Annotated in this window: 21 protein-coding genes; 14 read left to right on the forward strand and 7 right to left on the reverse strand. The window is 64.3% G+C overall.

All coding sequences use genetic code 11. From position 1 onward, the window contains the following. Positions 1-98 precede the first annotated feature (98 nt). Genes ttdB through ABNP31_RS10145 form a run of 3 tightly spaced genes read right to left on the reverse strand, consistent with a single transcriptional unit; the run spans position 99 to position 2,995 of the window. A complete protein-coding gene (gene ttdB, locus ABNP31_RS10135; RefSeq protein WP_085663269.1) occupies positions 99-707 on the reverse strand; it encodes a L(+)-tartrate dehydratase subunit beta in 609 nt (202 codons plus the stop codon). Beyond that, positions 704-1,603 carry a L(+)-tartrate dehydratase subunit alpha gene (gene ttdA, locus ABNP31_RS10140; RefSeq protein ID WP_013972067.1) on the reverse strand — a complete coding sequence of 300 codons (900 nt, stop codon included), beginning with the start codon at positions 1,601-1,603 and terminating at the stop codon, positions 704-706. The genes ttdB and ttdA overlap by 4 nt, the downstream gene beginning before the upstream one ends. Before the next feature lie 54 nt (positions 1,604-1,657). Continuing rightward, positions 1,658-2,995 (reverse strand): dicarboxylate/amino acid:cation symporter, encoded by a 1,338-nt coding sequence (locus tag ABNP31_RS10145; RefSeq protein ID WP_350013270.1) that lies wholly within the window; start codon positions 2,993-2,995, stop codon positions 1,658-1,660. Between the two features lie 196 nt (positions 2,996-3,191). Between ABNP31_RS10145 and ABNP31_RS10150 the strand changes: the two genes are divergently transcribed. Together ABNP31_RS10150 and ABNP31_RS10155 are read left to right on the forward strand one after the other, a co-directional pair. After that, entirely contained in the window at positions 3,192-4,103 is a 912-nt protein-coding gene (locus tag ABNP31_RS10150; protein ID WP_075044816.1) for a LysR substrate-binding domain-containing protein, read from the forward strand. 61 nt (positions 4,104-4,164) lie between these two features. Then, positions 4,165-4,650, forward strand: coding sequence for an isochorismatase family protein (locus ABNP31_RS10155; RefSeq protein WP_085592701.1), 486 nt, complete (start codon positions 4,165-4,167; stop codon positions 4,648-4,650). 509 nt (positions 4,651-5,159) lie between these two features. Here ABNP31_RS10155 and ABNP31_RS10160 read toward each other — a convergent pair. Beyond that, positions 5,160-5,858, reverse strand: a complete 699-nt coding sequence (locus tag ABNP31_RS10160) for a pirin family protein (RefSeq protein WP_047934682.1) — start codon at positions 5,856-5,858, stop codon at positions 5,160-5,162. A 175-nt stretch (positions 5,859-6,033) separates the two neighbouring features. Here ABNP31_RS10160 and ABNP31_RS10165 point away from each other — a divergent pair, with 175 nt between their 5' ends. Next, the gene (locus tag ABNP31_RS10165; protein ID WP_350013271.1) at positions 6,034-8,550 is read left to right on the forward strand and encodes a UvrD-helicase domain-containing protein; all 2,517 of its coding nucleotides are present in this window, start codon (positions 6,034-6,036) and stop codon (positions 8,548-8,550) included. Positions 8,551-8,557: 7 nt separating this feature from the next. On the opposite strand, the gene ABNP31_RS10170 is transcribed toward ABNP31_RS10165, so the two are convergent. Further along, positions 8,558-13,429 carry an NEL-type E3 ubiquitin ligase domain-containing protein gene (locus ABNP31_RS10170; protein WP_350013272.1) on the reverse strand — a complete coding sequence of 1,624 codons (4,872 nt, stop codon included), beginning with the start codon at positions 13,427-13,429 and terminating at the stop codon, positions 8,558-8,560. A gap of 254 nt (positions 13,430-13,683) precedes the next feature. On the opposite strand from ABNP31_RS10170, the gene ABNP31_RS10175 reads away from it, so the two are divergent. From ABNP31_RS10175 to ABNP31_RS10190, 4 genes are all read left to right on the forward strand, one after another. Next, positions 13,684-14,610 (forward strand): alpha/beta fold hydrolase, encoded by a 927-nt coding sequence (locus ABNP31_RS10175; protein ID WP_085618479.1) that lies wholly within the window; start codon positions 13,684-13,686, stop codon positions 14,608-14,610. 356 nt (positions 14,611-14,966) lie between these two features. Then, a complete protein-coding gene (locus tag ABNP31_RS10180; RefSeq protein ID WP_350013273.1) occupies positions 14,967-15,392 on the forward strand; it encodes a VOC family protein in 426 nt (141 codons plus the stop codon). Further along, a complete protein-coding gene (locus tag ABNP31_RS10185) occupies positions 15,389-16,168 on the forward strand; it encodes an alpha/beta fold hydrolase (protein WP_350013274.1) in 780 nt (259 codons plus the stop codon). The genes ABNP31_RS10180 and ABNP31_RS10185 overlap by 4 nt, the downstream gene beginning before the upstream one ends. A 218-nt stretch (positions 16,169-16,386) precedes the next feature. Continuing rightward, complete coding sequence (locus ABNP31_RS10190; protein WP_085663276.1) at positions 16,387-18,063, forward strand: MFS transporter; 1,677 nt, start codon at positions 16,387-16,389, stop codon at positions 18,061-18,063. A 233-nt stretch (positions 18,064-18,296) separates the two neighbouring features. Here ABNP31_RS10190 and ABNP31_RS10195 read toward each other — a convergent pair whose 3' ends face one another. Continuing rightward, positions 18,297-18,866, reverse strand: a complete 570-nt coding sequence (locus ABNP31_RS10195; protein WP_023662794.1) for a hypothetical protein — start codon at positions 18,864-18,866, stop codon at positions 18,297-18,299. Between the two features lie 111 nt (positions 18,867-18,977). Here ABNP31_RS10195 and ABNP31_RS10200 point away from each other — a divergent pair, with 111 nt between their 5' ends. From ABNP31_RS10200 to ABNP31_RS10230, 7 genes are read left to right on the forward strand one after another with little or no spacing between them, the layout of a single operon-like run. Then, positions 18,978-19,655, forward strand: coding sequence for a thermostable hemolysin (locus ABNP31_RS10200; protein WP_085663277.1), 678 nt, complete (start codon positions 18,978-18,980; stop codon positions 19,653-19,655). Beyond that, positions 19,645-21,105, forward strand: coding sequence for an AMP-binding protein (locus ABNP31_RS10205; protein ID WP_350013275.1), 1,461 nt, complete (start codon positions 19,645-19,647; stop codon positions 21,103-21,105). Before ABNP31_RS10200 ends, ABNP31_RS10205 begins: the two co-directional genes overlap by 11 nt. Positions 21,106-21,120: 15 nt before the next feature. Then, positions 21,121-21,801, forward strand: coding sequence for a TenA family transcriptional regulator (locus ABNP31_RS10210; protein ID WP_085663279.1), 681 nt, complete (start codon positions 21,121-21,123; stop codon positions 21,799-21,801). After that, entirely contained in the window at positions 21,788-22,594 is an 807-nt protein-coding gene (locus tag ABNP31_RS10215; protein WP_085592678.1) for an SDR family oxidoreductase, read from the forward strand. The genes ABNP31_RS10210 and ABNP31_RS10215 overlap by 14 nt, the downstream gene beginning before the upstream one ends. Beyond that, positions 22,591-23,232 carry a tetratricopeptide repeat protein gene (locus tag ABNP31_RS10220; RefSeq protein WP_085663280.1) on the forward strand — a complete coding sequence of 214 codons (642 nt, stop codon included), beginning with the start codon at positions 22,591-22,593 and terminating at the stop codon, positions 23,230-23,232. Before ABNP31_RS10215 ends, ABNP31_RS10220 begins: the two co-directional genes overlap by 4 nt. A gap of 2 nt (positions 23,233-23,234) precedes the next feature. Continuing rightward, positions 23,235-23,897 (forward strand): response regulator, encoded by a 663-nt coding sequence (locus ABNP31_RS10225; RefSeq protein WP_075044829.1) that lies wholly within the window; start codon positions 23,235-23,237, stop codon positions 23,895-23,897. After that, entirely contained in the window at positions 23,894-25,261 is a 1,368-nt protein-coding gene (locus ABNP31_RS10230; protein WP_075044830.1) for a sensor histidine kinase, read from the forward strand. Before ABNP31_RS10225 ends, ABNP31_RS10230 begins: the two co-directional genes overlap by 4 nt. 6 nt (positions 25,262-25,267) lie before the next feature. Here ABNP31_RS10230 and ABNP31_RS10235 read toward each other — a convergent pair whose 3' ends face one another. Next, positions 25,268-25,654 (reverse strand): VOC family protein, encoded by a 387-nt coding sequence (locus tag ABNP31_RS10235; RefSeq protein ID WP_085663281.1) that lies wholly within the window; start codon positions 25,652-25,654, stop codon positions 25,268-25,270. Positions 25,655-25,710: the final 56 nt, after the last annotated feature.

A 25,710-nucleotide genomic window follows, 5' to 3' on the forward strand; every position in this document is an offset into this window, starting at 1 on the left:
GCGGCCCATCGCGACACAAGGCCGCTCCTACAGGAGATCCCCTGTAGGAGCGGCCTTGTGTCGCGATGGGCCGCAAAGCGGCCCCATGTCGCACGCAGTTACTTGATGAACCGCACCTGGCTGTTGATCTTCTTGATCACCGCCCCCTTGCGTTCGTTGAACCGGGCCTTGTTCTGCTCGAACAGGTTGTTGCCCTTGGTGTCGATGGAGATGATCAACGGGCCGAACTCGCGCACGCGGTTCACCCATAGCGTCTCCGGCATGCCCAGGTCCTGCCATTCCGCACGCTCGATCTCTTCCACCTGGGTCGCCGCCAGCACCGCGCAACCGCCCGGGAACACTGCATGCACTGCCTTGTTCTCCAGGCAACCGGTCGTGGTCTCCGGGCCCATGCCGCCTTTACCGACGATCAGCTTGACGCCGGTCTGCTCGATGAACTGCTTCTCGAACTTTTCCATGCGCATGCTGGTGGTCGGGCCAATGGAGACCATCTCGAAGCTGCCATCGTCCTTCTTCCTGACGATGGGGCCTGCGTGGAAAATCGCGCCGCCACGCAAGTCGACCGGCAGCTCGCGGCCCAGCTCGATGAGCCGGCGGTGGGCAACGTCACGGCAGGTCACCAGTTGGCCGGTGAGGTAGACCACATCGCCCACGTTGAGGTTGGCCAGGTCTTCGTCGCTGATAGGTGTGCTCAGGATCTTTTTCACAGTACTACCCCTTCGTGCGAGAGGATGTCGTAGGACAGGTCGGCGTTGATGCGGATCTTGCCGCGGCGGTGCGCCCAGCAGCCGGTGGACACCGCCACACCGATGGTGGACGGGTGGCGGGCCGAAGACTCGATGTTCACGCCCATCACGCTGCTGTTGCCGGTCAGGCCCTGCGGGCCGATGCCGATTTCGTTGAGGCCTTCCTCCAGCAGCTTTTCCATCATCGCCGCGCTTTCGTTGGGGTGGCTGGAGTCCACTTCGCGCAGGATGGCCTTCTTCGACAGGCGTGCCGCCGTCTCCACCGAGGTCGATACCCCTACACCCACCAGCAGTGGCGGGCAGGCGTTGACACCGCGCGAGGTAATGACATCGAAGACGAACTCGGTCACCCCTTCATAGCCTTGCCCCGGCATCAGTACCTTGGCCGAGCCCGGCAGGGTGCAGCCGCCGCCGGCCATGTACACGTCGACGATGGCGTAGTCGGCATCGGGGATGATTTCCCAGTCCAGCCACGGGATCTTCGAGCCGGTGTTGGTGCCGGTGTTCTTCTCGATGAAGGTTTCCACCGCATTGTGGCGCAGCGGCCCCTGGATGGTGGCTTCCCTGGTGGCGTTCTCGAGGATGCCTTCCATCTCGCCCAGCAGCGGGAAGCGCGCGCCCGCCGAGACGAAGTACTGGATGACGCCGGTGTCCTGGCAGCTGGGCCGGTTGAGCTTGTCGGCGTATTCCTGGTTGTCGGCCATCGAGTCGTACACGGCGATGGCCAGCGGGTTGGTTTCGGCGGCGCGCAACTTGGCGGTCTTTTCCTTGACGTCGCGGGGCAGGCGCTTGCCGATATAGGCGGTGAACTTGGCCATCACGTCGGTAAGCGATGACACGGCTGTTTCTTTGTCCATGATTATTTCCTCACTGCATCACAAGGCGGGTTCTTTTTGCTGTTTTTCGAAAGGTCAGGGTGCGGGTGTGCCGGCCTCCATGCGTGCAAGGGCAGGGTGCGGCGCAGCAGCCTCGGGTTCGGGGTCGGCCGGCAGCTGGCCTTCCAGGGCCTGGGCCATGCGCTGCTTGTCCAGCGCACCCACCCAGTTGGCGATGGCCACGGTGCCGACCGCGTTGCCGATGGTGTTGGTGATGGCCCGGGCTTCGGACATGAAGCGGTCCACGCCCAGCAGCAGGACCATGCCGGCCACCGGGATGTTGTCCATGGTCGCCAGGGTCGCGGCCAGGGTGATGAAGCCCGAGCCGGTTACGCCTGCAGAGCCTTTGGAGGTGAGCAGCAGCACACCCAGCACGATCAGTTGGTCCATCAGGGTCAACGGTGTGTTGGTGGCCTGGGCGATGAAGATGGCGGCCATGGTGTAGTAGATGCACTGGCCGTCCGGGTTGAAGGTAAGGCCCGAGGGGATCACCAGGCCGACCACAGGCTTGGACACGCCAACCTTTTCCAGCTTGTTCATCAGTTGCGGTACCACCGACTCGGATGAGCTGGTACCCAGTACCGTGAACAGTTCTTCCTTGAGGTACTTGAGGAACTTCCACAGGTTGAAGCCGCACAGCCGGGCAATGGCGCCCAGCACCACCACCACGAACAGGAAGCAGGTCAGGTACATGGTCGCCATCAGCTTGCCCAGCGAAACGATCGAGCCCAGCCCGTACTTGCCTACGGTGAAGGCCATGGCTCCGCAGGCGGCCAGCGGTGCCACGCGCATGATCATGCCGACGATGAAGAACATGCCGTGGGAGAACGCTTCGAGCACATCCACCATCGGCTTGCCGCGCGGGCCCAGGTGGGAGAGGGCGATGCCGAACAGGGTGCTGAACAGCAGAATCGGCAGGATCTCGTTCTTGGCGAAGGCATCGGTCACGCTGCCGGGTATCACATGCAGCAGGAAATCGATGAAGCCGCCGCTGTTGCCGGCTGCCGCGGCGGTGTAGGTGGAGATGCTCTTGGCATCCAGGGTGGCAGGGTCGACGTTCATGCCCTGGCCGGGCTGCACGATGTTGACCACCACCAGCCCCAGTACCAGGGCAAAGGTGGACAGCACTTCGAAGTAGATCAGCGCGCGCACGCCGACGCGGCCGAGTTCCTTCATGTTTTCCATCTTGGCGATGCCCAGCACCACCGTGGCGAAGATGATCGGGGCGAAGACCATCTTGATCAGTTTGATGAAGGCATCACCAATGGGCTTCAGGTCAGCGCCAACCTGTGGCCAGAACACCCCGATCAGCACCCCGAGGGTTACGCCGATCAATACCTGTACGTAGAGCTTGCCGAACAATCGCTTGGCCATTGCCGTCTCCGAATTATTGTTGTGAGTCGGATTTATCTGGCGGCCGGGCTGCTCGTGAGGGGTGCAGGTCACACCTGGCCTTGGCGGCCGAAGAGCCCAGCTTTCTTGTGGTTAATCACGCAGGGCAAAAGGTAATGGTTTTTCAAAAATGCTGTAATACAATGAAATTCAACTCATTGTTTCCCTCAGGTTAATTATGAATCCGGTATCGGAGCTGGCGTTCTTCACCCAGCTGATCAGGGTGGGTAGCCTGGCGGGCACTGCTCGCGAACTGAACCTGACCCCGCCAGCGGTCTCCAAGCGCCTGGCCCAGCTGGAACAGCGCCTGGGCGTGCGCCTGCTCAACCGCACCACACGCAGCATCAGCCTTACCGCCGAAGGCGAGACTTACCTGGTGAATGCCAAGCGCATACTGGGCGAGATCGAGGAAATGGAGCGGCAGGTGTCCAGCAGCCGCGCCGAGCCCAAGGGCTTGCTGCGGGTCAATGCGCCGCTGGGCTTTGGCCGTACCCACGTGGGGCCGGCGGTGTCATCGTTTGCCAAGCGCTACCCCGAGGTGGAGGTGCAACTGCACCTGACCGACCGCCCCATTGCCCTGCCGAACGATGCCATCGACGTGGCCATCCGCTTTGGCGAGTTGCCCGACTCGCGGCTGATCGCCCGCAAGATCGCGGCCAACCGCCGCCGATTGTGCGCATCGCCCGGTTACCTGGAAGCCCACGGTACCCCCGAATCGCCAAAGGACCTGGCCAGCCACAACTGCATCGTGTTGCGCCAGAACGACGCCGCGTTCGGTATCTGGCGGCTCAGCCGCGGCAAGCAGAGCGAGTCGGTGAAGGTGCATGGCAGCCTCAGCACCAACGATGGCGAGGTCGCCCTGAACTGGGCGCTGGACGGGCAGGGCATCCTGCTGCGGGCCGAGTGGAACCTGGCCGACCACCTGCGCAGCGGGCGCCTGGTGGAGGTGCTGGGCGATTACCACACGCCGCCTGCGGATATCTATGCGGTGTACCTGGAACGCCTGAACCTGTCGGCCAAGGTGTCGTGCTTCGTCGAGCACCTGAGGGCATTCTTCCGCCAGGGGGACAGCCTGGCAGCGTGGCATTGAGGCCTTTACCACAGGCGATCGCGTTATACTCCGCGCCTTTGCCCATGCCCGGAATCCGCCCATGCGCCAGGTTTTGCTCATTGTCGATGTCCAGTCCACCTTCAGCCCGCCCGAGTGGCTGGTCGATGGCCTGCGCCGGTTGTCGGCGAACATCCCCACCATCGCCTCGGTCGAGTTGCACGACGAACAGGTCACGCCGTTCGAGCGCCAGCTTGGCTGGCACCCGGCGGCCGAGGACGACAGCCTGGTCGAGGCCGACCAGGTGTTCGTCAAGCATGGCTACGGGCAGAGCGCCGAGGCTATCGACTACATCAAGAAATTGGGTGTGGAGCGCGTGCTGGTATGTGGGTTGCAGACCGAAACCTGTGTGCTGGCCGCCGGTTTCGCCCTGTTCGATGCGGGGCTGATGCCCACCCTGGTCACCGACATGACGGTAGGCTCTTCGCTCGACAGGTCGGGCAAGCTGGGCATCGACCTGTGGAAGCATCACTTCCGCCAGGTCACCACCTCGGCCGAGGTGCTCGCCGAAGTGGCTGTACCAGGCTAGCGCTTGCAGGCCCATTCTCATAGAACTGCACTAACTCATTGAATTAGCAGGGACCCTGTGGGAGCGGCTTTAGCCGCGAACACCGGCGCAGCCGGTGCCATGCACCGCGTTGGATTCTTCGCGGCTAAAGCCGCTCCCACAGGGTACGAGGATCGCTTGCGAATTCAGTTATCTGTGCGACAGCGCAGCCCAAAGGGCTGGGTAATCTCCCACAGGTTAAAGCATGGTCTTATCGGGCCGTGGTGATCGTGTGGGAGCGGCCTTGCGTCGCGAAAGGGCTGCGTAGCGGCCCCAGGATCTCGGCATCACAGCCGAAATTGCCGGGGCCGCCTCTCATAGAACAACACATAACTCATTGAGTTGGCAGTGACCTTGTGGGAGCGGGCGTGTCGAGGCGTCGAACCGCCGCGAACACCGGCGGAGCCGGTGCCAGGCACCGCGTTGGATTCTTCGCGGGCACGCCCGCTCCCACAGGGGAACACCTACATGCGAACTTGCAAGGACAGGCCTCAGGCCACATCCACCAGCACGATCTCGCTGTCCTCGATGGCGGTCACCCGCAGCACCTCCTCCTGCTCGATCGCCACGCCATCGCGCGCCTTGGCACGCAGCCCGTTGACCTCCACCAGCCCCTTGGCCGGCACCAGGTAGCCCCGGCGTGCGGCATCGAAGCGGTACTCGGCAGTTTCGCCGGCACGCAGGGTGGCAGCCACCAACCGCGCATCGGTGCGGATCTGCAGGCTGTCCTCATCGCCCGCACGGCCGCTGGCCAGGGTCACGAAGCCTTCGCCACGCTCACCTTTGGGGAACGGCCGGCTACCCCACTGCGGTGCTTCGCCAGTGCGCTCCGGCACGATCCAGATCTGGAAAATACGCGTGTCGACGTCTTCCAGGTTGTACTCGCTGTGCACGATGCCGGTACCGGCGCTCATCACCTGCACATCTCCGGCTTCGGTACGGCCTTTGTTACCCAGGCTGTCCTGGTGGCTGATCGCGCCTTCACGCACATAGGTGATGATTTCCATGTCGCGGTGCGGGTGCGGCGGGAAGCCGCTGCCGGCAGCGATCAGGTCGTCGTTCCACACCCGCAGGTTGCCCCAGTGCATGCGCGCCGGGTCGTAGTACTCGGCAAACGAGAAATGATGGTGGGCGTCGAGCCAGCCGTGGTTGGCGTGGCCGAGGCTTTCGAACGGTCGCAGTTGCAGCATGGTCGTGCTCCTCGAATCAGTGGAATGAGACCATGATGCGTCAAAGAAGCATCGAAAATAAGCGTAAATATCGGCTTAAAATAATCAGTAAAATAGATTGATAGCGATGGAGTGTTTTATCCGCTTCATCGCCTAATCCACTGATCTGCAAGCATTCGCTGGCGATTTTTTGTCGATGCGGCGAACATGCCCGCTGATTTTGTTTTTCAACGGAGTGACCGTGGCCCACGAGCAACCCCAGGCCCCCGCCGACCTTACCCCTCCTGCCCAACTGCCCTGGTTTCGCCGCCTGGCGGCCCGCCTGCTGGGGCGCGGCCTGACCCGCCTGCATGCCCAGCACCGCGACTCCTGGTTCCTCGGCCACGCCAGCGGCCAGCGCAGTGGCCATGCCGATGGCGTGCGTGAAGGGTTCGAACGCGGGCGGGTGGAAGGTTATGAGGCCGGGCGCCAGGTGCTGGTGATCCGCGATACCCGGCCCGACACCGCCGCAGTGCCGGGCCGGGATGACAACCTGTTCGATGACTGGCGCCTGCCCCTGACTGCCGAGCTGAAAAAGCGCTTCAAGGCCGATGTCGCCCAGCGCCTGCCCGCCGAGGCGCAACCCAGTGCCGCGCAATGGAAGCTGATATTCAGCGACACACCGTCCACCTGCGTGGTGGCAGGGGCCGGGGCGGGCAAGTCCACCTCGCTGGTGCTGCGCATCCTGCTGTTGCGCCACTACTTGGGCTACGAGCTGGACGCGATGACCGTGGTCACCTTCACCCGCGAGTCGCGCAAGGACTTCATCAAGCGCCTGTTGCAGGTGTTCGCCCTGTGGCAGATCAACCTGCAACCGCTGCAGGCCCGCGAGCTGGTGCGCACGTTCCATTCGCGCATCCTGCCGCTGGTGCGCAGCCTGCCGGGTTTTGGCCAGGTGCGCGCGTTCGAAACGCTGGGCAACGAGATGCCGGCCGGGCGTGAGGCCGAGGCCGAGAGCAACCCGTTCGACCTGCGCCTGAACGATGCCCAGCGCCAGCAATTGAACCAGTGCTACAGCACGCTGCTGGGCGAGAGCCCGCGTTTTGCCGAGCTGATCGGCCTGTTGCGCAGCGAAGCCCTTCAGCTGAAGCCGCTGGACCCGAACAACCCCGATGTGCAGAAGCGCGCCCAGGTAACCCAGCTGGCTGCCCAGCGCGACGAAGAGCTGTGCGACGTGATCGAAGACCTGTGGTTCGCCGCCGGCGCCTGGCCGATCAAGGGCATCGAACCCTGCCGCGAAACCATCCAGATCCGTGGCAGCCGCTTCCATGTGCATGGCCGTCTGGCCGGCCAGGGGCCTTTGCTCGTGCTGGGCTTCGACCCGGCGGAAAGCGCACAGTACCAGCGCCCCGGCGCCAAGCTGGCAGTGCGCGCCGAGTGGGCGGTCAAGCGCACCCTGTTGCAGGCCTTCTGCGACCAGCCGCTGATCTGGCTCGACAACTACGCCATGGCCCGGCGCCTGGCAGCCTCGCTGGCCGGTGATGCCGTGGCCGGCCCCGGCTTCGAATACAAGGTCAAGGGCGAACTGGCCCCGGCGCCGCTGCTCGATGCCTTTGTCGGTGCGGCGAACTTCATCGAGAACCTCGGCCTTGAGGTGAACACTGCCGTGGCGGCGATGAACTTCCCGTCCGGCGACAGCGATGCGCTGTTCTTCGAGGCCCTGGCCCTGTACTGGAAGGCCCTGGAGGCGCACCTGCTGGACCAGTCGCCGCCGGTGATGAGCTACAACCGCATGTTTGCCTTGTTCGGCGAGAACAACCCGGAAAACCTGCAACTGCTGCCCGACCCGTTGCTGCGGCCGCTGGCGCACCTGATGATCGACGAGTTCCAGGACGTGTCACCGCAGATCGTCAGCTGGCTGCGCGCCAGCCTCGCCGAGATCCGTCGTCGCGGCCCGGCGATGCACACCGGCTGCCATGCCCAGCACTCGTCGCTGCTGTGCGTGGGCGACGACTGGCAGTCGATCTACGGCTGGCGCGGCAGTTCGCCCAAGTACTTCATGGAATTCACCAAGGCCTTCCCGTCGCCGGCCAACACCCGGGTAATGCTGGTCGACAACTACCGTTGCCAGCAGCAGGTGATCGATGCGGCCGAACACTTGGTCAAGGGCACCCCGGCGATTGCCGGCAAGAAAGCCCGGGCCAGCGGGCCGGCGGCCGAGTTGCCAGGCTCGCCGGTCAAGGTGTTCGACCGTGACGAGGCAGCCCTGGGTGAAACGCTGATCGAGCACTACCAGCGTGGCGAGACGGTAATGATGCTGTACCGCAAGGGCAGCGACAGGGCGCTGATGAACGAGCACCTGCAAGGCGTGCTGCACGCCGAGGCGGCGTTGCCGGCCGAGCAGCGCCGACTGCGCCAGTTGACCTACCACAGTGCCAAGGGCTTGCAGGCCGATGCAGTGTTCATGCTGGGCGACTGCCAGTACCTGACCAGTTCACCCTACAAGAACCAGGTGTATCGCCAGGCCGGGCTGGGCAAGGCCGGTGATGCCCAGCCGTTCGATACCGCGCAGAAGGAAGAGGTGCAGCGCCTGGCCTATGTGGCGGTAACCCGCGCGGTCAGGCACTGCTATTGGCATGTGGAGGCGGCCAACGCAGAGGCGGCGGCAGCGCCGCGTGCGTCGAGCCAGGTGGATGGGCGGCAGGCCTTCTTCGAAGACCTGCGTGGTCATTGATCAGCGTTCAGGCGTCGAGGACGTCCTCTTGCCGGGTAAGGCTCAGCAGTAGCCCTGCTTCCACCTCCTGCTGTGCCTCGGTCAAGGCTTTCGTAGTCCTGACATAGGCTTGCTCATTGAGAGGAACCCGACGTAGCGTGCCATTTTCGTCCAGTGCAGGGTCAGGCATTTCCGGGGCCAATGCACGTAATATCGCGTCGTCCAGGTGCGTGACCGGCTCCTGAGTTTCATCCAGGCAATAGAACAGGTAATCGAGGCCCGGCCGCCAGAAGTCGGTAATGGCTTCGAACTGGCTGGCATATTGGCGCTTGAGGTAGTCAGCCCAGACCGGCTGTTGGCTCATCCACTGCTGTCGGGCGGAGGAGTCGGCATCGAGTTCGAGCACAGCAGCGCGGACGTTGTCGACGATTTGCTGGTTTATGTTGGCGAAATGGCGATAAATCATGCCGCTGCTAGGTTCGGGGAAATCGAGTTCTTCGGCCAAGGACTGGCGCAGTGCCAGGCGAACTTCGATATCGTCGACCCGTTCTCTGGCCAGGACCGCATCAGGGATTGCCGCAGGGACATCCAGCACGTCAAGGTCCGGTAACTGACCGGCATCTCCACCTAGCGCCGCCCTGCGCACGATGCGATGCGTGCTGATGCGGTCCGCCAGTTCGTTGACTTTTTCGCGACGATACAGCTTGCGGTAAAGGTCGAGCAGCGGCTTGGCCGTACCCCTTGCCAACCCTGAGGCCTGGCTGGCCAGCAACTCTACTTCCAGGGCGCTGAATGCATCGGCGCCGGCATCACCGCAAGCGGGTGGGAAGGTATGCGCCACCTCGTTCAACCGCTCGCGCAGCGCTGTATCCTCGTGGGCCTGCTTCAACAGTGCCCACACTCGGGCACGCAGGCCTTGCGGATCCCTTTGCGCTTCCAACGAGTAGGTCAGGCGCTCCAACACCGTTTGCAGGTCGCCATTGTCGTTCTGGTCGAACAGGTCGGACCACATCTGCTGCTGCTGGTCGGTCGCGGCGTCGCGCCAGAGCCCTTGCCACTCCTGCCTTTCGGGCGTGTGCTCGAAGATATTGACGCCGCTGGCTCTCAGGCGCCTGGCCGACTCGGTCTCCAGATCGTTGTAGTTGAAGAGCCAGCGGCGCTCGGGCAAGCGGGCGGCGACGTCCCGCGCATAGGGGCTGCGCAGGATACCTTCGAGGTCTGGAACATGGTGAATGCGGTTGGATGAGAGGTCCAGGTAGCGCAACTGGTACTGTGGCTGATTCATCAAGGTGGTCAGGCCAGTAGGAAATGCCTGCAAATGAGCGTTGGACAGGTTCAGGCGCTGCAGCCGCGCCATGTAGCGCACATCAGGCGCGTGCTGCAGCGGGTTGAAGTCCAGGTCCAGTTGCTGCGGATGGATCATGTCCTGAAAGCGCGTGGCGAGGTTTTCATCGAGTGTGATGCCATTGTGCCCCAGCCTCAGGACATCCAGTGGCCGGCCGCAGAGGAAAGTCATTGTCGCTTCATCCAGTGTCAGCTGGTTGCGGCGCAAATTCAGTTGGCGCAGGTCTGGCATCGCCGCCAGCACACGTTGTGCGGTGGGTGAGAGGGTAGCAAGGGTGTTGTTGGTCAGATCCAGCGTGCGCAGCCTGGGCACCGCTTCAAGTGCCTCGAACAGTGCTTGCGCGTCGATTGTACGGTTGTTGGTCACTTCCAGCACTTGCAGGTTGGGGAAGCGTGACAGGAACGCCCTGTCCAGTCGTTGCAGTTGCAGCTCGTCCAGCTTGAGTTCACGGATGTGGGGCAGGCTGGCTGTGATCGCTGGCAACTCGCCTAACTGCATTCGCTCCAGCACGAGCGTGTCCAGGTTGCCGGGGCCCTCCCGCCGCCAGGCAGCCTTGAGGCGGTCGGCGCATTGTTGTCGCTCGAAGCGCTGGCTGATGTTGCGTGCGGTCAGGTACCACGTTTCCAGATAGCGTTTCAGATCTTGCCACTCTGCCTGCAGTTGCCGCACCGCCGCGCCCAGGTCACCGGTCTGGCTCAGTTCGGCTCTCAAGGCGCTGATCTCGTTGCTGTTCAGTGAGGGGAAAAGTGACTTGAGCCGGCGTGTCGCGGCGCTTTCGCCGAAAGGGCCTGCTCCTCGGCCACTGAGCGGGTAACCGATTCGCCCATGTGCCAGGCGCATGGGCGAGCGAAAGCCTGGCCTGATTGGCTGCTGGCCGAGCAGCACGGCGCAGCCCGAGCGGTCGGCGAGGGCGCTGGCGAACAGCTCGGCTTCACTCGCCTGCGGCTGTTCGGCTACCAATGCATCACGCAGCAGTTGGCTGTCGGCATTGGCCAGGTCTGCTCGGTACAGGCCGGTCAAGGCACGATCGAGGCGGGCACGGGCCTGCAGGTAGCGGGCTTCTTCAGCCACGCGCAAGGGCACGCGCCCGTTCTTCAGGCGTTCGCGTTCGGTGCTGTCGGCATGCGCGACGAGTTCTTCCAGGGCATTGTCAGGCAAACCGGGGAACTGGCGGCCCAAGGTCTGCGCTTCGTCGCCAAGCGGTGCGCGATGGCTTTCCAGCATGCTCGCGAAGACTTCGCGACGACGTGCTGTCAGGTGGTTGGCCAGTAGCTCGTTCAGGGCGCCCGGGCGCTGCTCTTCTGGCGTATCGGGTAGCAGCTGCTGTATGACATCTTCATCCATCTCTGCCAGGACAACCTTGCTCAGTTCGCCTTCGTCAAGCTCCCCGCGGCCGATCTCGATCTGCAGCGTGTCGGCTTTTGGCTGCGCACCGAAGTAGACGGCGTCCCCCCATTTTTCGGCACCGGTGAAGACCTTCAGCCTGTAGTTCGTGGGCCAGCCAGGCAGCTGTACCAGTTCCGGTAGCGCGAAGTTCATATGTGCAGCCAAAGGCTGGCCATGACGTACCCGGGTGATGATGCCCTCCACGTCGTCAGCCAGTCGCAGGCGCAGCAAGGTATCGGCCAGCAGAGCCGGCGGCCGCGAGCCGGTGACCTGGCTGCGACGCAAGGTGTCTGCGTCGACGTCGGTAATGCGCAAGGCGGCAAGTTTCTCCGATGCATCCAGCCCCTGGCCGAACCGGCCCAGCCCCTCGAGCAGCTGCGCATCATCCCATTCGAGCGGGTTGTCGTGGGCCAACTGCCAACGCTGGTCGCCGAGGTAGCGCAAGGCCGGAGTGTAGGCATCGGGGGCGTCCGGGTGGCGCACATGCCACTGTCCGTCGGTTTCGAATACCTCATACAGTTTGCCTTGAAGCCAAACGTGGGTTTTGCCATCGATGATGTAGAGCCCTTGGGCATTTTTCTGCACACCCACCGGCAACGAGCTCGAAGTGCTGTAAGGGCCCATGTCGGGGTGCCAAAGCCGTTCGCGGCCACCTTTCCAGACGCTTTCCAGCGCATCGACGAACCCTGATGCCTTGACCGCGCTGCTGCCGACGGCAAAACCGGCGATCACGGCGGCATTGATGGCCAGTGACTCGAGCTGTTGCAGCGCTTCCTGGGTATCGCCTTCTTCCCAGGCTTCGAACCCGGTGAACACCGAATCCATGAGGTCGTAGGCAAATACCCCAAGCATCGCGGCATCCAGCCCAGGCACGAAGAAGGCGGCCACGTTCAGTACGTTCATGCCTGCGTCCAGCCAGTGCTGCAGCCGCTCCTTGCGTGCCTTGGCGTCGGCATCCGCGGTCGGTACCGCGATCGTTCTGGCGTTCGCCTTGATGCGGCGCTTGTGGTCCCTGTAAAGCACTTGCCAGATGGGAAAGGCCAGGCGGGTTCGCTTGAAGTGCAGCTCAGGCTTGTCCTTGGGTTTGCGCGTGGAGGTGCCATGCTCGAACAGGGCATTTTCGAGCTTGCGGCTGAGTTCGACCTGGTTGTCCTGGTCAGCCAAGCTGATCAAGTGCTGGCGAAACGTGGTTTGCAGCAGGCGTTGACGCATGAGTGAGCCGGCCTTTTGCAAAGAAGCAAACTCCCTCACCGGGTGTTCGGAATCGTGGGGAATGTAGAGCATGCAGGGGTTGGTCTGGTCGGCTTCATCGGGGCCTATCAGCAGTGCGCCATGAAGCGGGATGCCGAACAGGCTGAAGCGCCAGCAGCGAAGCTTGTTTTCGCCGTAACGCGGCGTGCTTTCGTTGTCGCATAGCTGTACCAGAGCTTCGTGGCCTTTGGGCGTCAGCAGGCCCTTGAGGTAGGCGATCATTGCCTCGGTTTTCAGTGCCTGCTGGCTTGCATCGATCCACTGCTGTTCGATCGCGGCCTTTCTGGCGCCTTCATAAATGCCCTGCAGGTGGTCTTGATACTGCTGGCCGAGGTCCAGGCTTCGGCAAAGGTTCACGAACGCTTCGGGCTCGAGCCCTGGAAGTGAGTCGACGTTGTCAGGGCCAAGGGTCAGGGTGTCGAACGGGCCCACTTCGTCGGGGCCTTCGAAATTGTGCAGTGCGGCTTCCAGCAGCGAGCGCTTCTGTGGCGGCCCTTCGGGCTGCTTGATGTGCGTATCGTCACCGCCAAGTGAAAAATCGAGGCCTGGGGCATTTTCCAGCGTGGTGTACACCTTGAACGGCTGGTGCAGGTACTGGGCTTTGTCCACTTCGACATCCGGGCCCAACCGGCCCTCGAGCAAAGGCTTGCAGAATTCGCTGATCTGCCTGAAGTCATCGAGCAAGGCTTGCAGCGCTTTGAACCCGGCATTGCGGGCGCTGATCAGCTGTCGTAAACGCGCTTTGTCTTCATCGCTGGCTGCAGCGTACCAGGCGTAATGCGAGCCGTTTTCGTCGAGGTAGTCCTTGCGCACGCTCTGCACGACGCGGCGGGTATGGTCGGGGTGCATCGTTCGGCACCAGGTAGGCAGGTTACGGACAATCTGGGCCTGATGGAAAGGCACGGGTGTGCTGGTCATGCTGAAGTCTCCGTGGTCAATGGAGGCGCCAGTCGACAGGTTTCGCCTTGGCATGCGGTGGTATTTAGTTGAATGCGCAGGTCGGTCCTGTGCACGAGAGCGTCGGTAGGGGAGCAGCGCGGGCAGGGCTGTTGGGAGATGGTGGCGCAAGGCATGGGGTAGGCATGTCGTGTGGATGACGCCGGCGTGTGGGGTATGGGTCGGTGTCATGTGATGCCTGGCCATGGGCCGGCGCTCTATCAGGGAGAACTACGATGCATTCGCTGTGCAGTCCCAAGGATCACCTGCTGGACCTCGACGGTATTGAAATTGCGGTACGGACCTGGGGGGCGGAGGATGGCATCCCGGTGCTGGCCCTGCATGGCTGGCTGGACAACGCCGCCTCGTTCGAGCGCCTGGCACCGATGCTCGACGGCTGCTTCGTGGTCGCTCCCGACCTGGTCGGCCACGGCCGCTCGGACCATCGCCGCCACGACAGTGGCTACTACCTGTGGGAACATGCCGAGGACATGCTGGCGGTGGCCGACAGCCTGGGCCTGGCGCAATTCCATGTGCTGGCCCATGGCATGGGCACCGGGGTGGCGTCGCTGCTGGCGGCCATGACCAGCGGTATTGCCAGCATGACCTTCCTCGACGGCATGGGCGCACCGTTCACGGTGGCCGAGGACGACCGCGTGCAGCACCTGGCCAGGGCCTACCGGCTCAAGCGCATGGTGCAGCGCAGCCAGTTGCAGGGTTTTGCCGAGCCGGACGTCGGCCGTTTCGAGGACCTGGACACAGCCTTGGAACAACGCCGCGAGCGCCTGGATACCGGGCTGTCGGAAGAAGCGGCACGGCTGCTGGCGCTGCGCGACCTGCTGCAGCTGGGCGAGGGCTATTGCTGGCGCCACGACCCACGCCTGGTGCTGCCCGAACCCATGCCGCTGACCGAGCGCGAAGCCTGCGACCTGCTCAGCCAGATCCGTTGCCCGTTGTACCTGCTGTTCGGCCGCCAGGGGGCATTTACTGGTGAAGCCTTTACCCGGCGCCAGGCGGCCTTGCCCAGCCAGGCGAAGATCTCCTGGCATCCGGGCGGGCACCACTTCCACCTGGATGCGCCGGACCGGGCGCTGGTCGATCAACTGCTGCGCATCCTGGCCCGCCATGAAGGGGGCGTGCTGCAACGGTTGGTAAACGAGTAACTGGATATGGTCATGCCATGCGCACGTGGGCTATGGTGGTGAATCTCATCGGGCTTGCGTGATCCCCTGTGGGAGGTTGTCCAGCTCTTTGGGCTGCGCTGTCGCGCAGATAACTGAATTCGCAAGCGATCCTCGTACCCTGTGGGAGCGGCTTTAGCCGCGAAGAATCCAACGCGGTGCATGGCACCGGCTGCGCCGGTGTTCGCGGCTAAAGCCGCTCCCACAGGGGCCCTGCTAATTCAATGAGTTATGTGCAGTTCCATGAGAGCGGGCGAAGCCCGTGTCATTCACCGCAACGCCTGATTCGCGGGCACGCCCGCTTCCGCAGGAATCCAGCGGCCACAAGGAGCCTTGGCATGCGACCATTCGTCATCAAGCATATCGACCACCTCGTCCTGCGGGTCAGCGACCTGGAGCGCAGTGTCGCTTTCTACACCCAACTGCTCGGCTGCACGGTCAGCCGCGTGCGCAAAGACCTGGGTATGGTCCACCTGGCCACAGGCACGGCGATGATCGACCTGGTGACCCTGGACGGTCCCTTGGGCCAGCCTGGTGGGGCGGCACCGGGGGCCGAGGGGCGCAACCTGCACCATTTCTGCCTGCGCATCGAGCCGTTCGACGAGGCTGCACTTACGGCTTACCTGCAAGCTGCGGGGGTTGAAGTCGAACCTGCCGAAAAACGCTATGGCGCCGAAGGCGAGGCGCTGTCGCTGTACTGCTACGACCCTGATGGCAACCAGGTCGAGCTGAAAGGGCCGGTACCGGCAACGGAGGCTCCATGAGCAACCTGCACACCCGCGAGCACTGGATCGACACCGCACAAGGCAAGCTCTTCGCCCAGGAATGGGCGCCGCTGCAGGCGCAGGGCGCGCCTATCGTCCTGCTGCACGATTCGCTGGGTTGCGTTGCCCTGTGGCGCGAGTTCCCGGCGCAGCTTGCGCAAACCACCGGGCACCGGGTAATCGCCTACGATCGCCTGGGCTTTGGCCGCTCCGACGCCCACCCCGGCAGCTTGCGCCTGGGCTTTGTCGAGGACGAGGTACAGCAGGGGTTCACGGCGCTGCGCGAGCATTTTGGCATTGGCGATTTCATTGTCTTCGGCCACAGCGTTGGCGGCGGCATGGCCGTGGCCTGTGCGGCGGCCTTCGCCAGCCAGTGTGTGGGGCTGATTACCGAATCGGCGCAGGCGTTTGTCGAGGCCCGTACCCTTGAGGGCATTCGCGTGGCCGACCAGCAGTTTGCCGAACCCGGGCAGCTGCAACGGCTGGAGCGCTACCACGGCGGCAAGGCCGAGTGGGTATTGCGTGCCTGGGTGGACAACTGGTTGTCCGAGCACTTTGCCGACTGGAGCCTGGATGCGCTGCTGCCGCAGGTACGCTGCCCGCTGTTGAGCCTGCATGGCGACAACGACGAGTTCGGCTCGCCGGCACACCCCGAGCGGCTGGTGGCGCTGGCTGGCGGCCCGGGGGGGATGCGCCTGCTGCAAGGTTGTGGCCATGTGCCGCATCGGGAGCAGGCCGAGCGGGTACTGGCGGAAGTCCTGCAGTTCTTGCGCTGACCTTTCTCCCCAGGCTCACGCGATCCTACACGGATTGCGCGAGGCTCAAGTGGATATCCCGGCAAAGCCTATTATGCTTCAGTTACCTTGCTGCGATCCGAGGCGGCCTGCCTCGTCGTGCTTCGCATATCCAAAGCAAGCCCCCCAGGGCCTGGGTGCGATGGTGAAAAAGATTTGAGGTGCTCCCGGCCTGCATGACGACAAGACGGAGGCACCCCATGGCGGTTCTCGACAGCACATCCACGGGCAGCGCGCCCCAACGCGGTATCACCCGGGAGGAGCGCAAGGTCATCTTCGCCTCATCCCTGGGCACGGTATTCGAATGGTACGACTTCTACCTGTACGGCTCCCTGGCGGCGATCATCGCCAAGCATTTCTTTGCCGGGGTCAATGAAACCACCTCGTTCATCTTCGCCTTGCTGGCCTTTGCCGCCGGCTTTGCCGTGCGGCCATTCGGCGCCATCGTGTTCGGCCGCCTGGGTGACATGATCGGGCGCAAGTACACCTTCCTCATCACCATCGTCATCATGGGCCTGTCCACCGCTGTGGTGGGCCTGTTACCCAGCTATGCCACGATCGGCGTGGCCGCGCCGATCATCCTCATCAGCCTGCGCCTGCTGCAGGGCCTGGCATTGGGTGGCGAGTACGGCGGCGCGGCCACCTACGTGGCCGAGCATGCACCCAAGGGCCGGCGCGGTTTCTTCACCGCCTGGATCCAGACCACGGCCACTCTGGGGCTGTTCCTCTCGCTGCTGGTGATCATGGCCTGCCGCACGGCCATGGGTAACGAGGTATTCGAGGCCTGGGGGTGGCGGGTGCCGTTCCTGCTGTCGATATTGCTGCTGGCGATTTCGGTGTACATCCGCATGCAGCTCAACGAGTCGCCGGTGTTCATGAAGATGAAGGCCGAGGGCAAGGCGTCCAAGGCGCCACTGACCGAATCGTTCGCCCGCTGGGACAACCTCAAGGTGGTGATCATGTCGCTGCTCGGCGGCACCGCCGGCCAGGCCGTGGTGTGGTACACCGGGCAGTTCTATGCGCTGTTCTTCCTGTTGCAGATGCTCAAGATCGAGCCGCAGACCGCCAACCTGCTGATTGCCGGTTCGCTGTTGATCGGCACACCGTTCTTCATCTTCTTCGGCAGCCTGTCCGACCGCATCGGCCGCAAGAAAATCATCATGGCCGGTTGCATCATCGCCGCGCTGACCTACTTCCCGATCTTCAAGGCACTGACCCAGTACGGCAATCCGGACGTGTTCGTCGCCCAGGAGCAGAACCCGGTAGTGGTGATGGCAGACCCTGCCCAGTGCGCGTTCCAGTTCGACCCGGTGGGCAAGGCCAAATTCACCAGCTCGTGCGATATCGCCAAGAGCCTGCTGGCCAAGCGGGCCATCCCCTATACCAACGAAGCGGCCGAGCCTGGCAGCGTGGCGCAGATCCGCATTGGTGAACGGGTGCTGCCAAGCTTTGATGGACGCAGCCTGGCGGCAGCGGACTTCAAGGCACAGAGCGACGCCTTCACCGCGACCTTGAGCGGAGCGTTGAAGGAAGCCGGCTACCCGGAAAAGGCCGACCCGGCGAAGATCCACTACCCGATGGTGCTGTTGCTGCTGACCATTCTGGTGATCTACGTGACCATGGTCTACGGCCCGATCGCGGCCTGGCTGGTGGAGCTGTTCCCGGCGCGTATCCGCTACACCTCGATGTCGCTGCCTTACCACATCGGCAACGGCTGGTTCGGCGGCTTCCTGCCGACCGTGGCGTTTGCCATGGTGGCGGCGACCGGAGATATCTATTACGGCTTGTGGTACCCGATCGTGATTGCGGTGATGACGGCGGTGCTGGGGATCTTCTTCCTGCCGGAGACCAAGGATCGCGATATCAACCACACATGAAGGTTTAGGCTGCCAGTACCGGCTTCTTCGCGGGCTTGCCCGCTCCCACAGGGATACCACTGTGCCCTGTGGGAGCGGGTTCACCCGCGAAGAGGCCGGCACAGTCAACCCATCAGTCGAAATAGCCACGCAGTCCAAAGGCTCTGGCATCACAGGTACAGCACAGTTCTCGATATCTGTGCAGTACCTGTGGGAGCGGGCAAGCCCGCGAAGAGGCCGGTACAGTCAACCCATCAGTCGAAATAGCCACGCAACCCAAAGGCATACCCGGTATCCACCCCGGCAGCCTCGCCCCGGCTCCAGCGCTTCTTCAACACGAACTCGAACGCCGGCTCGTACAGCCCGTCCCGCACCAGCGCACCCGCCAGCACCTCCACGTCATACCAGCCATTGTCCAGCTCGATGATCGGCCGCCCCGGCACCTGGTAGCGCGCCATCAGGTCACCCAGTGTCTTGGGCGTGAAGTGCTGCAGGATGCGCCAGGTGTACAGCATCAGCGCACCGTGCTCGACCTGCAGCACATAGCCATTGCGGCGGTGCTTGAGGCGGCTGCCGGGTTCGCGCAGAGCCGGGGTGTGGTTGTCCAGGGTGAACAGGATGCGGTAGGGCAGGTTATCGACCCCGGCCAATGGCAGCACGATCCCTTCACGCACGGCCTGGTCGCCGCTGTCGCCATGGGTGAACGCATGGGCCAGGTCGTCGGGCAATTCATGTTGTTGCTTGAAGCGCTCGAGCAGCTGGATATCGCCGAGCAGAAAGTAGTCGACCAGGTCGTTGAGCACTTCGCTGAATTCGTGGCGCATCTGTTTTCCTTGTTGGTGCGCATGAGGGCAATGGCAAATGTAGCACTTCAGATTGGCTTCAGATTGCCCCCTGATACTGCCCCCGAGACCTGACTTGAAAGGGGGACAGCCATGACCCAGGCAGACAGCGCCAGCCTGTTTCCACTGGCTATCGGCAACCACGGCGATCGCCTTGCCCACATGACACTGAAACACCCGGGGGAGCCGGGGCGCGACGAGCTGGAACAGTTCATTCACGCCCGCTTTGCCTGCGCGCACCACGCCGACGTGCAGCACTACCTGCCCGAACTGCTCGGCCTGCATGACAGCCACGGGCGCCTGATGGCCGCTGCCGGCATACGCCTGGCCAGCAGTGGCCCGACCTTCATCGAGCGTTACCTGGATGAACCGCTGGAAGCGGCCGTGACCCGGCTGTCGGCCAGCCCGGTCAGCCGTACGCAGTTGGTCGAAGTGGGCAACCTGGCCGCGCTCAGCGCCGGCAGCGCGCGGATCATGATCATTGCCGTGACCTGGTTGCTGGCCGCTCGCGGCTTGCAGTGGGTGGCCTTCACCGGTGCCGCGACCCTGGTCAACAGCTTTCATCGCCTGGGCCTGGTGCCCACGGCGCTGGCCGTGGCCGACCCTGGCCGGCTGAACGGCGATGCCGACAGTTGGGGCAGTTACTACGCGCAGCACCCGCAAGTGTTCGTCGGCAACATCGACTACGGCCATGCAGCCCTGGCCCGCGGCGGCGTTTTCGAGCGGCTGGGCTTGCCCGCGAGCGTGCAGGAGGCCGGCCATGCCGCGTGAATGCCAACTGTTCAGGGAAGTGTTGCACCTGCACGCTCGTCACCGAGGGGCGCAACCGGCGTTGCTGGGCCTTGGCGGGCCGTTCATCTATCAACAATTGCTGGACGAGGTCGAGCAACGCCAGGCCTGGTTGAGCGCGCAGCCATCGGGCACCTTCGCCCTGGCCCTGGAGAACGGTCCCGAGGCGCTGTTCTGGGACCTGGCAGCGCTGTTCGCGGCCCGCCCCATCGTCATCCTGCCGGCGTTCTTCAGCAGCGCCCAGCGCCGCCACTGCCTGGCACAGAGCGGGGCGGTGCTGGCGCTGGCCGACGAGGCTTTCGCTGACGACTTGCACGCCAGCGGCTTCACTGCCAGTGAGCGCTTCTGGAGCCGGCGGCCGCCAGCGGCCGCACCCTTGCCACTGGGTACCGCGAAAGTCACCTACACCTCCGGTAGCACCGGTGCACCCAAGGGCGTATGCCTGAGCGCCGATGCCATGCTGCGGGTAGCGCGTGAACTGGAGGCCGCCAGCCGGCCCACGGCGCCAGGCAAGTACCTGGCGGTATTGCCCCTGGCGGTGCTGCTGGAGAACCTGGGCCTGTACGCGGCCCTGCTGGCCGGGGCGAGCATTGCCCTGTACCCGCAGGCGCAACTGGGCTTTCGCGGTGCCAGCCAGGTCGACTTCAAGCAATTGCTGGGCGCCATCGCCTTGAGTGGGGCCGAAAGCCTGATCCTGGTGCCGCAACTGCTGCTTGGGCTGGTCACTGCCATCGAGCGCGGCCTGATGCGGGTCGGCCCGTTGCGCTTCGTGGCGGTGGGCGGCGCGCGGGTGGCACCGAGCCTGCTGGCCCGGGCCAAGGCTGTCGGGCTGCCGGTGTTCGAGGGCTATGGCTTGTCCGAATGCGCCTCGGTGGTATGCCTCAATCGCCCCGGGGCGCACCGCCCGGGCAGTGTCGGGCGGCCGCTGCCGCATGTGCAGGTGCGCATTGCCGAAGACGGCGAAGTGCAGGTGGCCGGTTCGGCGTTGCTCGGCTACCTGGGCGAGCCGCCCTTCAGCGAGCCGTGGTTGCCGACCGGTGACCTGGGCCACTTCGACAGCGACGGTTTCCTGTACCTGGCCGGGCGCAAGAAGCACCAGTACAGCACCAGCTTCGGGCGCAACGTCAACCCCGAGTGGGTCGAGGCCGAACTGACCCAGGGCGGGGTGATCGCCCAGGCGTTCGTCCACGGCGAAGGCCTGGCGCACAACCTGGCGCTGATCTGGCCGCTGGACCCGCAGGCTGACGACCACACCCTCGAACAGGCCATCCGTCAGGCCAATGCCGGCCTGCCGGACTATGCCCGGGTGCATGCCTGGCGGCGCCTGCCCGAACCCTTGAGTGCCGCCGGGCAAACCCTTACCGCCAACGGCCGGCCACGCCGCGAACAGATCCTGCGGTGTTACCAGTCCCTGTTATCCGACCTTCAATGACCCACGAGGTTTGCCATGCTTTTCTTCGATACGCTGCAGCAGGAAACCGCCGACGAGCGTACGGCATTGTTCAGCGTCCCGGTCATCCGCGACGCGCTGGCCGGCAAGGCCAGCCTCGAGGCCTATGTGGCCTTTCTGACCCAGGCCTACCACCACGTGCGGCACACCGTACCCTTGATGATGGCCTGCGGGGCCCGTTTGCCGGCGCGGCTGGAGTGGCTGCGCGGCGCAGTGTGCGAGTACATCGAGGAGGAGTACGGCCATGAGCGCTGGATTCTCGATGACATCGCCGCCTGCGGTGGCGACCCCCAGCAGGTGGCGGGCGGCCGCCCGGCATTGCCTGTCGAGCTGATGGTGGCCTTTCTCTACGACCAGATTGCCCGTAGCAACCCGGTCGGGCTGTTCGGCATGGTCAACGTGCTCGAAGGCACCAGCATTGCCCTGGCCACCCAGGCTGCCGGTACCCTGCAGGGCAGCCTCGGCCTGCCGGACCAGGCGTTCAGCTACCTGAGTTCCCATGGCGCCCTGGACCAGGACCACATGGCCACCTACCGTGGCCTGATGAACCGCCTGGACCAAGCCGAGGACCAGCAAGCAGTAATCCACGCTGCCAAAGTGGTGTACCGCCTGTACACGGCCATGTTCGAAGGGCTGCCGCGTAACGCGCAGCAGGAGGTACAGCATGCGCTTGCCTGATTGCGTGGCGGTGCTCACCGGCGCCAGCGGTGGCATCGGCCTGGAGCTGGCGGACCAGCTTTGCAGCGCCGGGGGCCGCGTACTGGCGGTCAGCCGGCAGCAGGGCAAGCTGGCCGAACTGATGGCGCGCTACCCCGGCCAACTGCGTTGGCAGCAGGCCGACCTGCGCTGCGCCGAAGGCCGCCGTGACGTGCTGGAGGCGGCGCGGGCGATGGGCAGTTGCAACCTGTTGATCAACGCCGCCGGGGTCAACCGCTTCGCCTTGCTCGAACAGATGGACGAGGCCGCCCTGGACGAGTTGTTCGACCTCAACATCAAGGCCGCCGTGCAGCTCACCCGCCTGTGCCTGCCGTTGCTGCGCGCGCAGCCCAGTGCGTTGGTGGTGAACGTGGGGTCGATCTACGGCTCGATCGGCTACCCCGGCTATGCCACCTACTGCGCCAGCAAGTTTGCCTTGCGCGGGTTCTCCGAGGCATTGCGCCGCGAGCTTGCCGACACCTCGGTGAACGTGCTGTATGCCGCACCGCGCACCACCCGCACGACGATGAACAGCAGCGCCGCGCAGGCCCTGAACCAGGCGTTGAAGGTAGGCGTCGATGACCCGCAGGATGTCGCCCGGGCAGTGCTCGACGCGGTGCAGGCCGAGCGCAGCGAACTGTACCTGGGCTGGCCGGAAAAACTCTTCGTGCGCCTTAACGGCATGCTGCCGGGCGTGGTCGACCGCGCCCTGCGCAAGCAACTGCCGCTGATCCGCCGCTACAGCACCTGGCACAGCAAGGAGTCGAGCAAATGAAACGACTGATACTGGCCGGCCTGCTGGCCATCGCCCCGTTCACCTGGGCCCTCGACCAGAACGGTACCCAGCAACTCAATGCCATCCAGCAGCGCTGGGCGGTTATTCGCTACAACCTGCCCGAAACCCAGCGTGCCGGGGCGTTCGAGGCCCTGGCGGTACAGTCGGCGGCGTTGGTGCGCCAGCACCCGGGCTCGGCCGAGCCGCTGATCTGGGACGGCATCGTCAACAGCAGCTGGGCCGGTGCCACCGGCGGGTTGGGCGCGCTGGGCAAGGTCAAGGCCGCCCGCGCCAGCCTGGAAAAGGCCCTGGCCATGGACCCCAAGGCCCTGCAGGGCTCGGCCTACACCAGCCTGGGCGCGCTGTACGACCAGGTGCCCGGCTGGCCGCTGAGCTTCGGCGACCAAGCCAAGGCCGAGGCCATGCTGCGCCAGGCGCTGGCGATCAACCCCGACGGAATCGACAGCAACTACTTCTGGGCTGACCACCTGTACCGGCAGAACCGCTACGACGAAGCCCGCGCCGCTCTGCAAAAGGCGTTGCAGGCACCGCCCCGTCCCGGGCGGGAGCTGGCCGACCAGGGCCGGCGCGGTGAAATCGATGCTTTACTCAAAGCGATCAAGGACAAACAGGATTAAGCATGCGCCTGCTGCTGGTAGAAGACGATGCCGCGTTGGGGGAGGGGATCTGTGACGGCCTGCGCCGCGAGGGCTATACCCTCGACTGGCTGCAGGATGGCGCCAGCGCCTTGCATGCCCTGTGCCACGAGGAATTTGACCTGGCCATTCTCGACCTGGGCTTGCCGCGCCTGGATGGCATCGAGTTGTTGCGGCGCCTGCGTGCGGCCGGGAAGAGCCTGCCGGTGCTGGTGCTGACCGCCCGCGACGCCACCGAGGACCGCATCGCCGGGCTGGACGCCGGCGCCGACGACTACCTGGTCAAACCCTTCGACCTCAACGAACTCAAGGCCCGCTTGCGGGCCTTGCTGCGGCGCAGCAGTGGCCGTGCGCGGGTGTTGATCGAACACGCCGGGGTGTGCCTGGACCCGGTCAGCCAACAGGTGCACTACCAGGGCCAGCCGGTGGTGCTCACGCCCAAGGAATACCTGCTGCTGCACGAATTGCTGGCCCAGCCGGGCAAGGTGTTCACCCGCGAACGCTTGACCCAGTTGCTGTATGGCTGGGATGAAGAGCCGGAGAGCAACACCCTGGAAGTGAACATCTACCACCTGCGCAAGAAGCTGTTCAACGGCCTGATCCGCACCGTGCGCGGGATTGGCTACCTGGTGGAACGCAAGGCATGAGCTCGCTGCGCCAACGCACCTTGTGGCGGGTGATGCTGCTGTTGCTGGTCGGCAGCGGGTTGCTGGCGCTGTACAACTACCACGACAGCCGCCACGAAATTAACGAGGTGTACGACGCCCACCTGGCGCAGAACGCCCGGCTGCTGCAGGGCATCATGAGCCTGCCGGTGCAGGAGCAGAGCCGTGACGAGTTGTACCGTGCCTTCGACGAGGCCTTGAGCAAGGCCGGGCACCACAAGGTGGGGCACCGCTACGAGAGCAAGCTGGCCTTCCAGGTGTGGGCCGACGACAACGGGCTGCTGGTGCACACGCCCAGCGCCCCCCAGCTGGGGCAGGCGCCGCGGGTGCCAGGGTTTGCCGACGTGGTGGTGGACGGGCGCCGTTGGCGCAGTTTCGTCTTGCCGGTGCCGGAAAAACACTGGGTGATCTGGGTGGGCGAGCGCAATGACGTGCGTGACGACCTGATCGAACGCATCGTGCGGCACACGCTGTTGCCATTCCTGTTCGGCAGCCTGGCCCTGGCCTTGCTGGTGTGGGCGGCCATAGGCTGGGGGCTGCGGCCGCTGCAGAACATGGCCAGGGTGATCCGCGCCCGCCACGCCGAGTCGCTCGAGCCGTTGCAACTGGTGCCGTTGCCAAAGGAGCTGGAACCGATGCAGGCGGCGATCAACCGCCTGCTCGGGCAGATCGATGACCTGCTGCGCCGCGAGCACCGTTTCATCGCCGACGCTGCCCACGAGATGCGCACGCCCTTGGCCATCCTGCGCCTGCATGCGCAGAACGCCCTCAATGCAGACAGCGCTGCCGAGCGTGACAAGGCCCTGCAGTTCCTGATGGGCGGTGTCGACCGCCTTGCCCGGGTGGTCAACCAGCTGTTGACCCTGGCCCGCCTGGAGCCGCGGCCAGGCCGGCGCGACTGGCCGCGGGTGGACCTGGAGGGCGTGGTGGCCGAGACCCTTGCCGAGCTGACCCCATGGATCCTGGAGCGCGGGCTGGAGCCTTCGCTGGACATCGCCGCCGGCGACTACCACTTGCATACCGACGCTGGCGCGCTGGGTATCGCCTTGCAGAACCTGGTGGCTAATGCAGTGGACCATTCGCCGGCAGGCGGTCGGGTCACCGTGACACTGCAGCGCGAAGGGCAGGCCTTGCTGGTCAGTGTCGATGACGAAGGGCCTGGCATCGCCGAAGTCGACCAGCAGCGGGTGTTCGAGCGCTTCTACAGCAAGGGCTCGACCAATGGCGCCGGGCTTGGGTTGTCGATCGTCAGCACCATCATGACCCGCCTGGGTGGCAGCGTGCAGTTGCGCAACCAGGCGCCACATGGGTTGCGCGCGACCTTGCGCCTGCCCGTGGGGTCCTGAACATCGCTAGTGTTTCTGGGCGATCTGGATCAGGTTACCGCAGGTGTCATCGAACACCGCTACGGTGACGGGCCCCATGTCGGTGGGCGTCTGGGTGAACTGCACGCCTGCCGCGCACAGCCGGGTATATTCGGCCTGGATGTCACGCACGCCGAACGAGGTGGCGGGGATGCCATCCTGCTTGAGCGCGGCCTTGTAGACCTTGGCGGCCGGGTGCGCGTCGGGTTCGAGCAGCAGCTCGACGCCGTTGGGGTCGTTGGGGGAAGTGAGCGTCAGCCAGCGGTGTCGGCCCATGGGGATATCGTGCTTGGGCTCGAAACCGAGTACGTAGTGGTAGAAAGCCAGGGCTTTGGCCTGGTCGTCGACGAGGATGCTGGTGACCACGATCTTCATAAGCGCACGCCCTATGTCTGGAGCCGATGAGTACTAGTAAAGACAATCAGGGGTAT

It is taken from the genome of Pseudomonas asiatica (genome assembly GCF_040214835.1).
Lineage (GTDB): Bacteria > Pseudomonadota > Gammaproteobacteria > Pseudomonadales > Pseudomonadaceae > Aquipseudomonas > Aquipseudomonas putida_Z.

What these genes read in the sequence shown, in the direction of transcription:
- ttdA (WP_013972067.1), bottom strand. Translation starts at nt 1,603, where the DNA reads ATGGACAAAGAAACAGCCGTGTCATCGCTTACCGACGTGATGGCCAAG.
- ABNP31_RS10145 (WP_350013270.1), bottom strand. Translation starts at nt 2,995, where the DNA reads ATGGCCAAGCGATTGTTCGGCAAGCTCTACGTACAGGTATTGATCGGC.
- ABNP31_RS10150 (WP_075044816.1), top strand. Translation starts at nt 3,192, where the DNA reads ATGAATCCGGTATCGGAGCTGGCGTTCTTCACCCAGCTGATCAGGGTG.
- ABNP31_RS10155 (WP_085592701.1), top strand. Translation starts at nt 4,165, where the DNA reads ATGCGCCAGGTTTTGCTCATTGTCGATGTCCAGTCCACCTTCAGCCCG.
- ABNP31_RS10160 (WP_047934682.1), bottom strand. Translation starts at nt 5,858, where the DNA reads ATGCTGCAACTGCGACCGTTCGAAAGCCTCGGCCACGCCAACCACGGC.
- ABNP31_RS10165 (WP_350013271.1), top strand. Translation starts at nt 6,034, where the DNA reads ATGCGGCGAACATGCCCGCTGATTTTGTTTTTCAACGGAGTGACCGTG.
- ABNP31_RS10170 (WP_350013272.1), bottom strand. Translation starts at nt 13,429, where the DNA reads ATGACCAGCACACCCGTGCCTTTCCATCAGGCCCAGATTGTCCGTAAC.
- ABNP31_RS10175 (WP_085618479.1), top strand. Translation starts at nt 13,684, where the DNA reads ATGCATTCGCTGTGCAGTCCCAAGGATCACCTGCTGGACCTCGACGGT.
- ABNP31_RS10180 (WP_350013273.1), top strand. Translation starts at nt 14,967, where the DNA reads ATGCGACCATTCGTCATCAAGCATATCGACCACCTCGTCCTGCGGGTC.
- ABNP31_RS10185 (WP_350013274.1), top strand. Translation starts at nt 15,389, where the DNA reads ATGAGCAACCTGCACACCCGCGAGCACTGGATCGACACCGCACAAGGC.
- ABNP31_RS10190 (WP_085663276.1), top strand. Translation starts at nt 16,387, where the DNA reads ATGGCGGTTCTCGACAGCACATCCACGGGCAGCGCGCCCCAACGCGGT.
- ABNP31_RS10195 (WP_023662794.1), bottom strand. Translation starts at nt 18,866, where the DNA reads ATGCGCCACGAATTCAGCGAAGTGCTCAACGACCTGGTCGACTACTTT.
- ABNP31_RS10200 (WP_085663277.1), top strand. Translation starts at nt 18,978, where the DNA reads ATGACCCAGGCAGACAGCGCCAGCCTGTTTCCACTGGCTATCGGCAAC.
- ABNP31_RS10205 (WP_350013275.1), top strand. Translation starts at nt 19,645, where the DNA reads ATGCCGCGTGAATGCCAACTGTTCAGGGAAGTGTTGCACCTGCACGCT.
- ABNP31_RS10210 (WP_085663279.1), top strand. Translation starts at nt 21,121, where the DNA reads ATGCTTTTCTTCGATACGCTGCAGCAGGAAACCGCCGACGAGCGTACG.
- ABNP31_RS10215 (WP_085592678.1), top strand. Translation starts at nt 21,788, where the DNA reads ATGCGCTTGCCTGATTGCGTGGCGGTGCTCACCGGCGCCAGCGGTGGC.
- ABNP31_RS10220 (WP_085663280.1), top strand. Translation starts at nt 22,591, where the DNA reads ATGAAACGACTGATACTGGCCGGCCTGCTGGCCATCGCCCCGTTCACC.
- ABNP31_RS10225 (WP_075044829.1), top strand. Translation starts at nt 23,235, where the DNA reads ATGCGCCTGCTGCTGGTAGAAGACGATGCCGCGTTGGGGGAGGGGATC.
- ABNP31_RS10230 (WP_075044830.1), top strand. Translation starts at nt 23,894, where the DNA reads ATGAGCTCGCTGCGCCAACGCACCTTGTGGCGGGTGATGCTGCTGTTG.
- ABNP31_RS10235 (WP_085663281.1), bottom strand. Translation starts at nt 25,654, where the DNA reads ATGAAGATCGTGGTCACCAGCATCCTCGTCGACGACCAGGCCAAAGCC.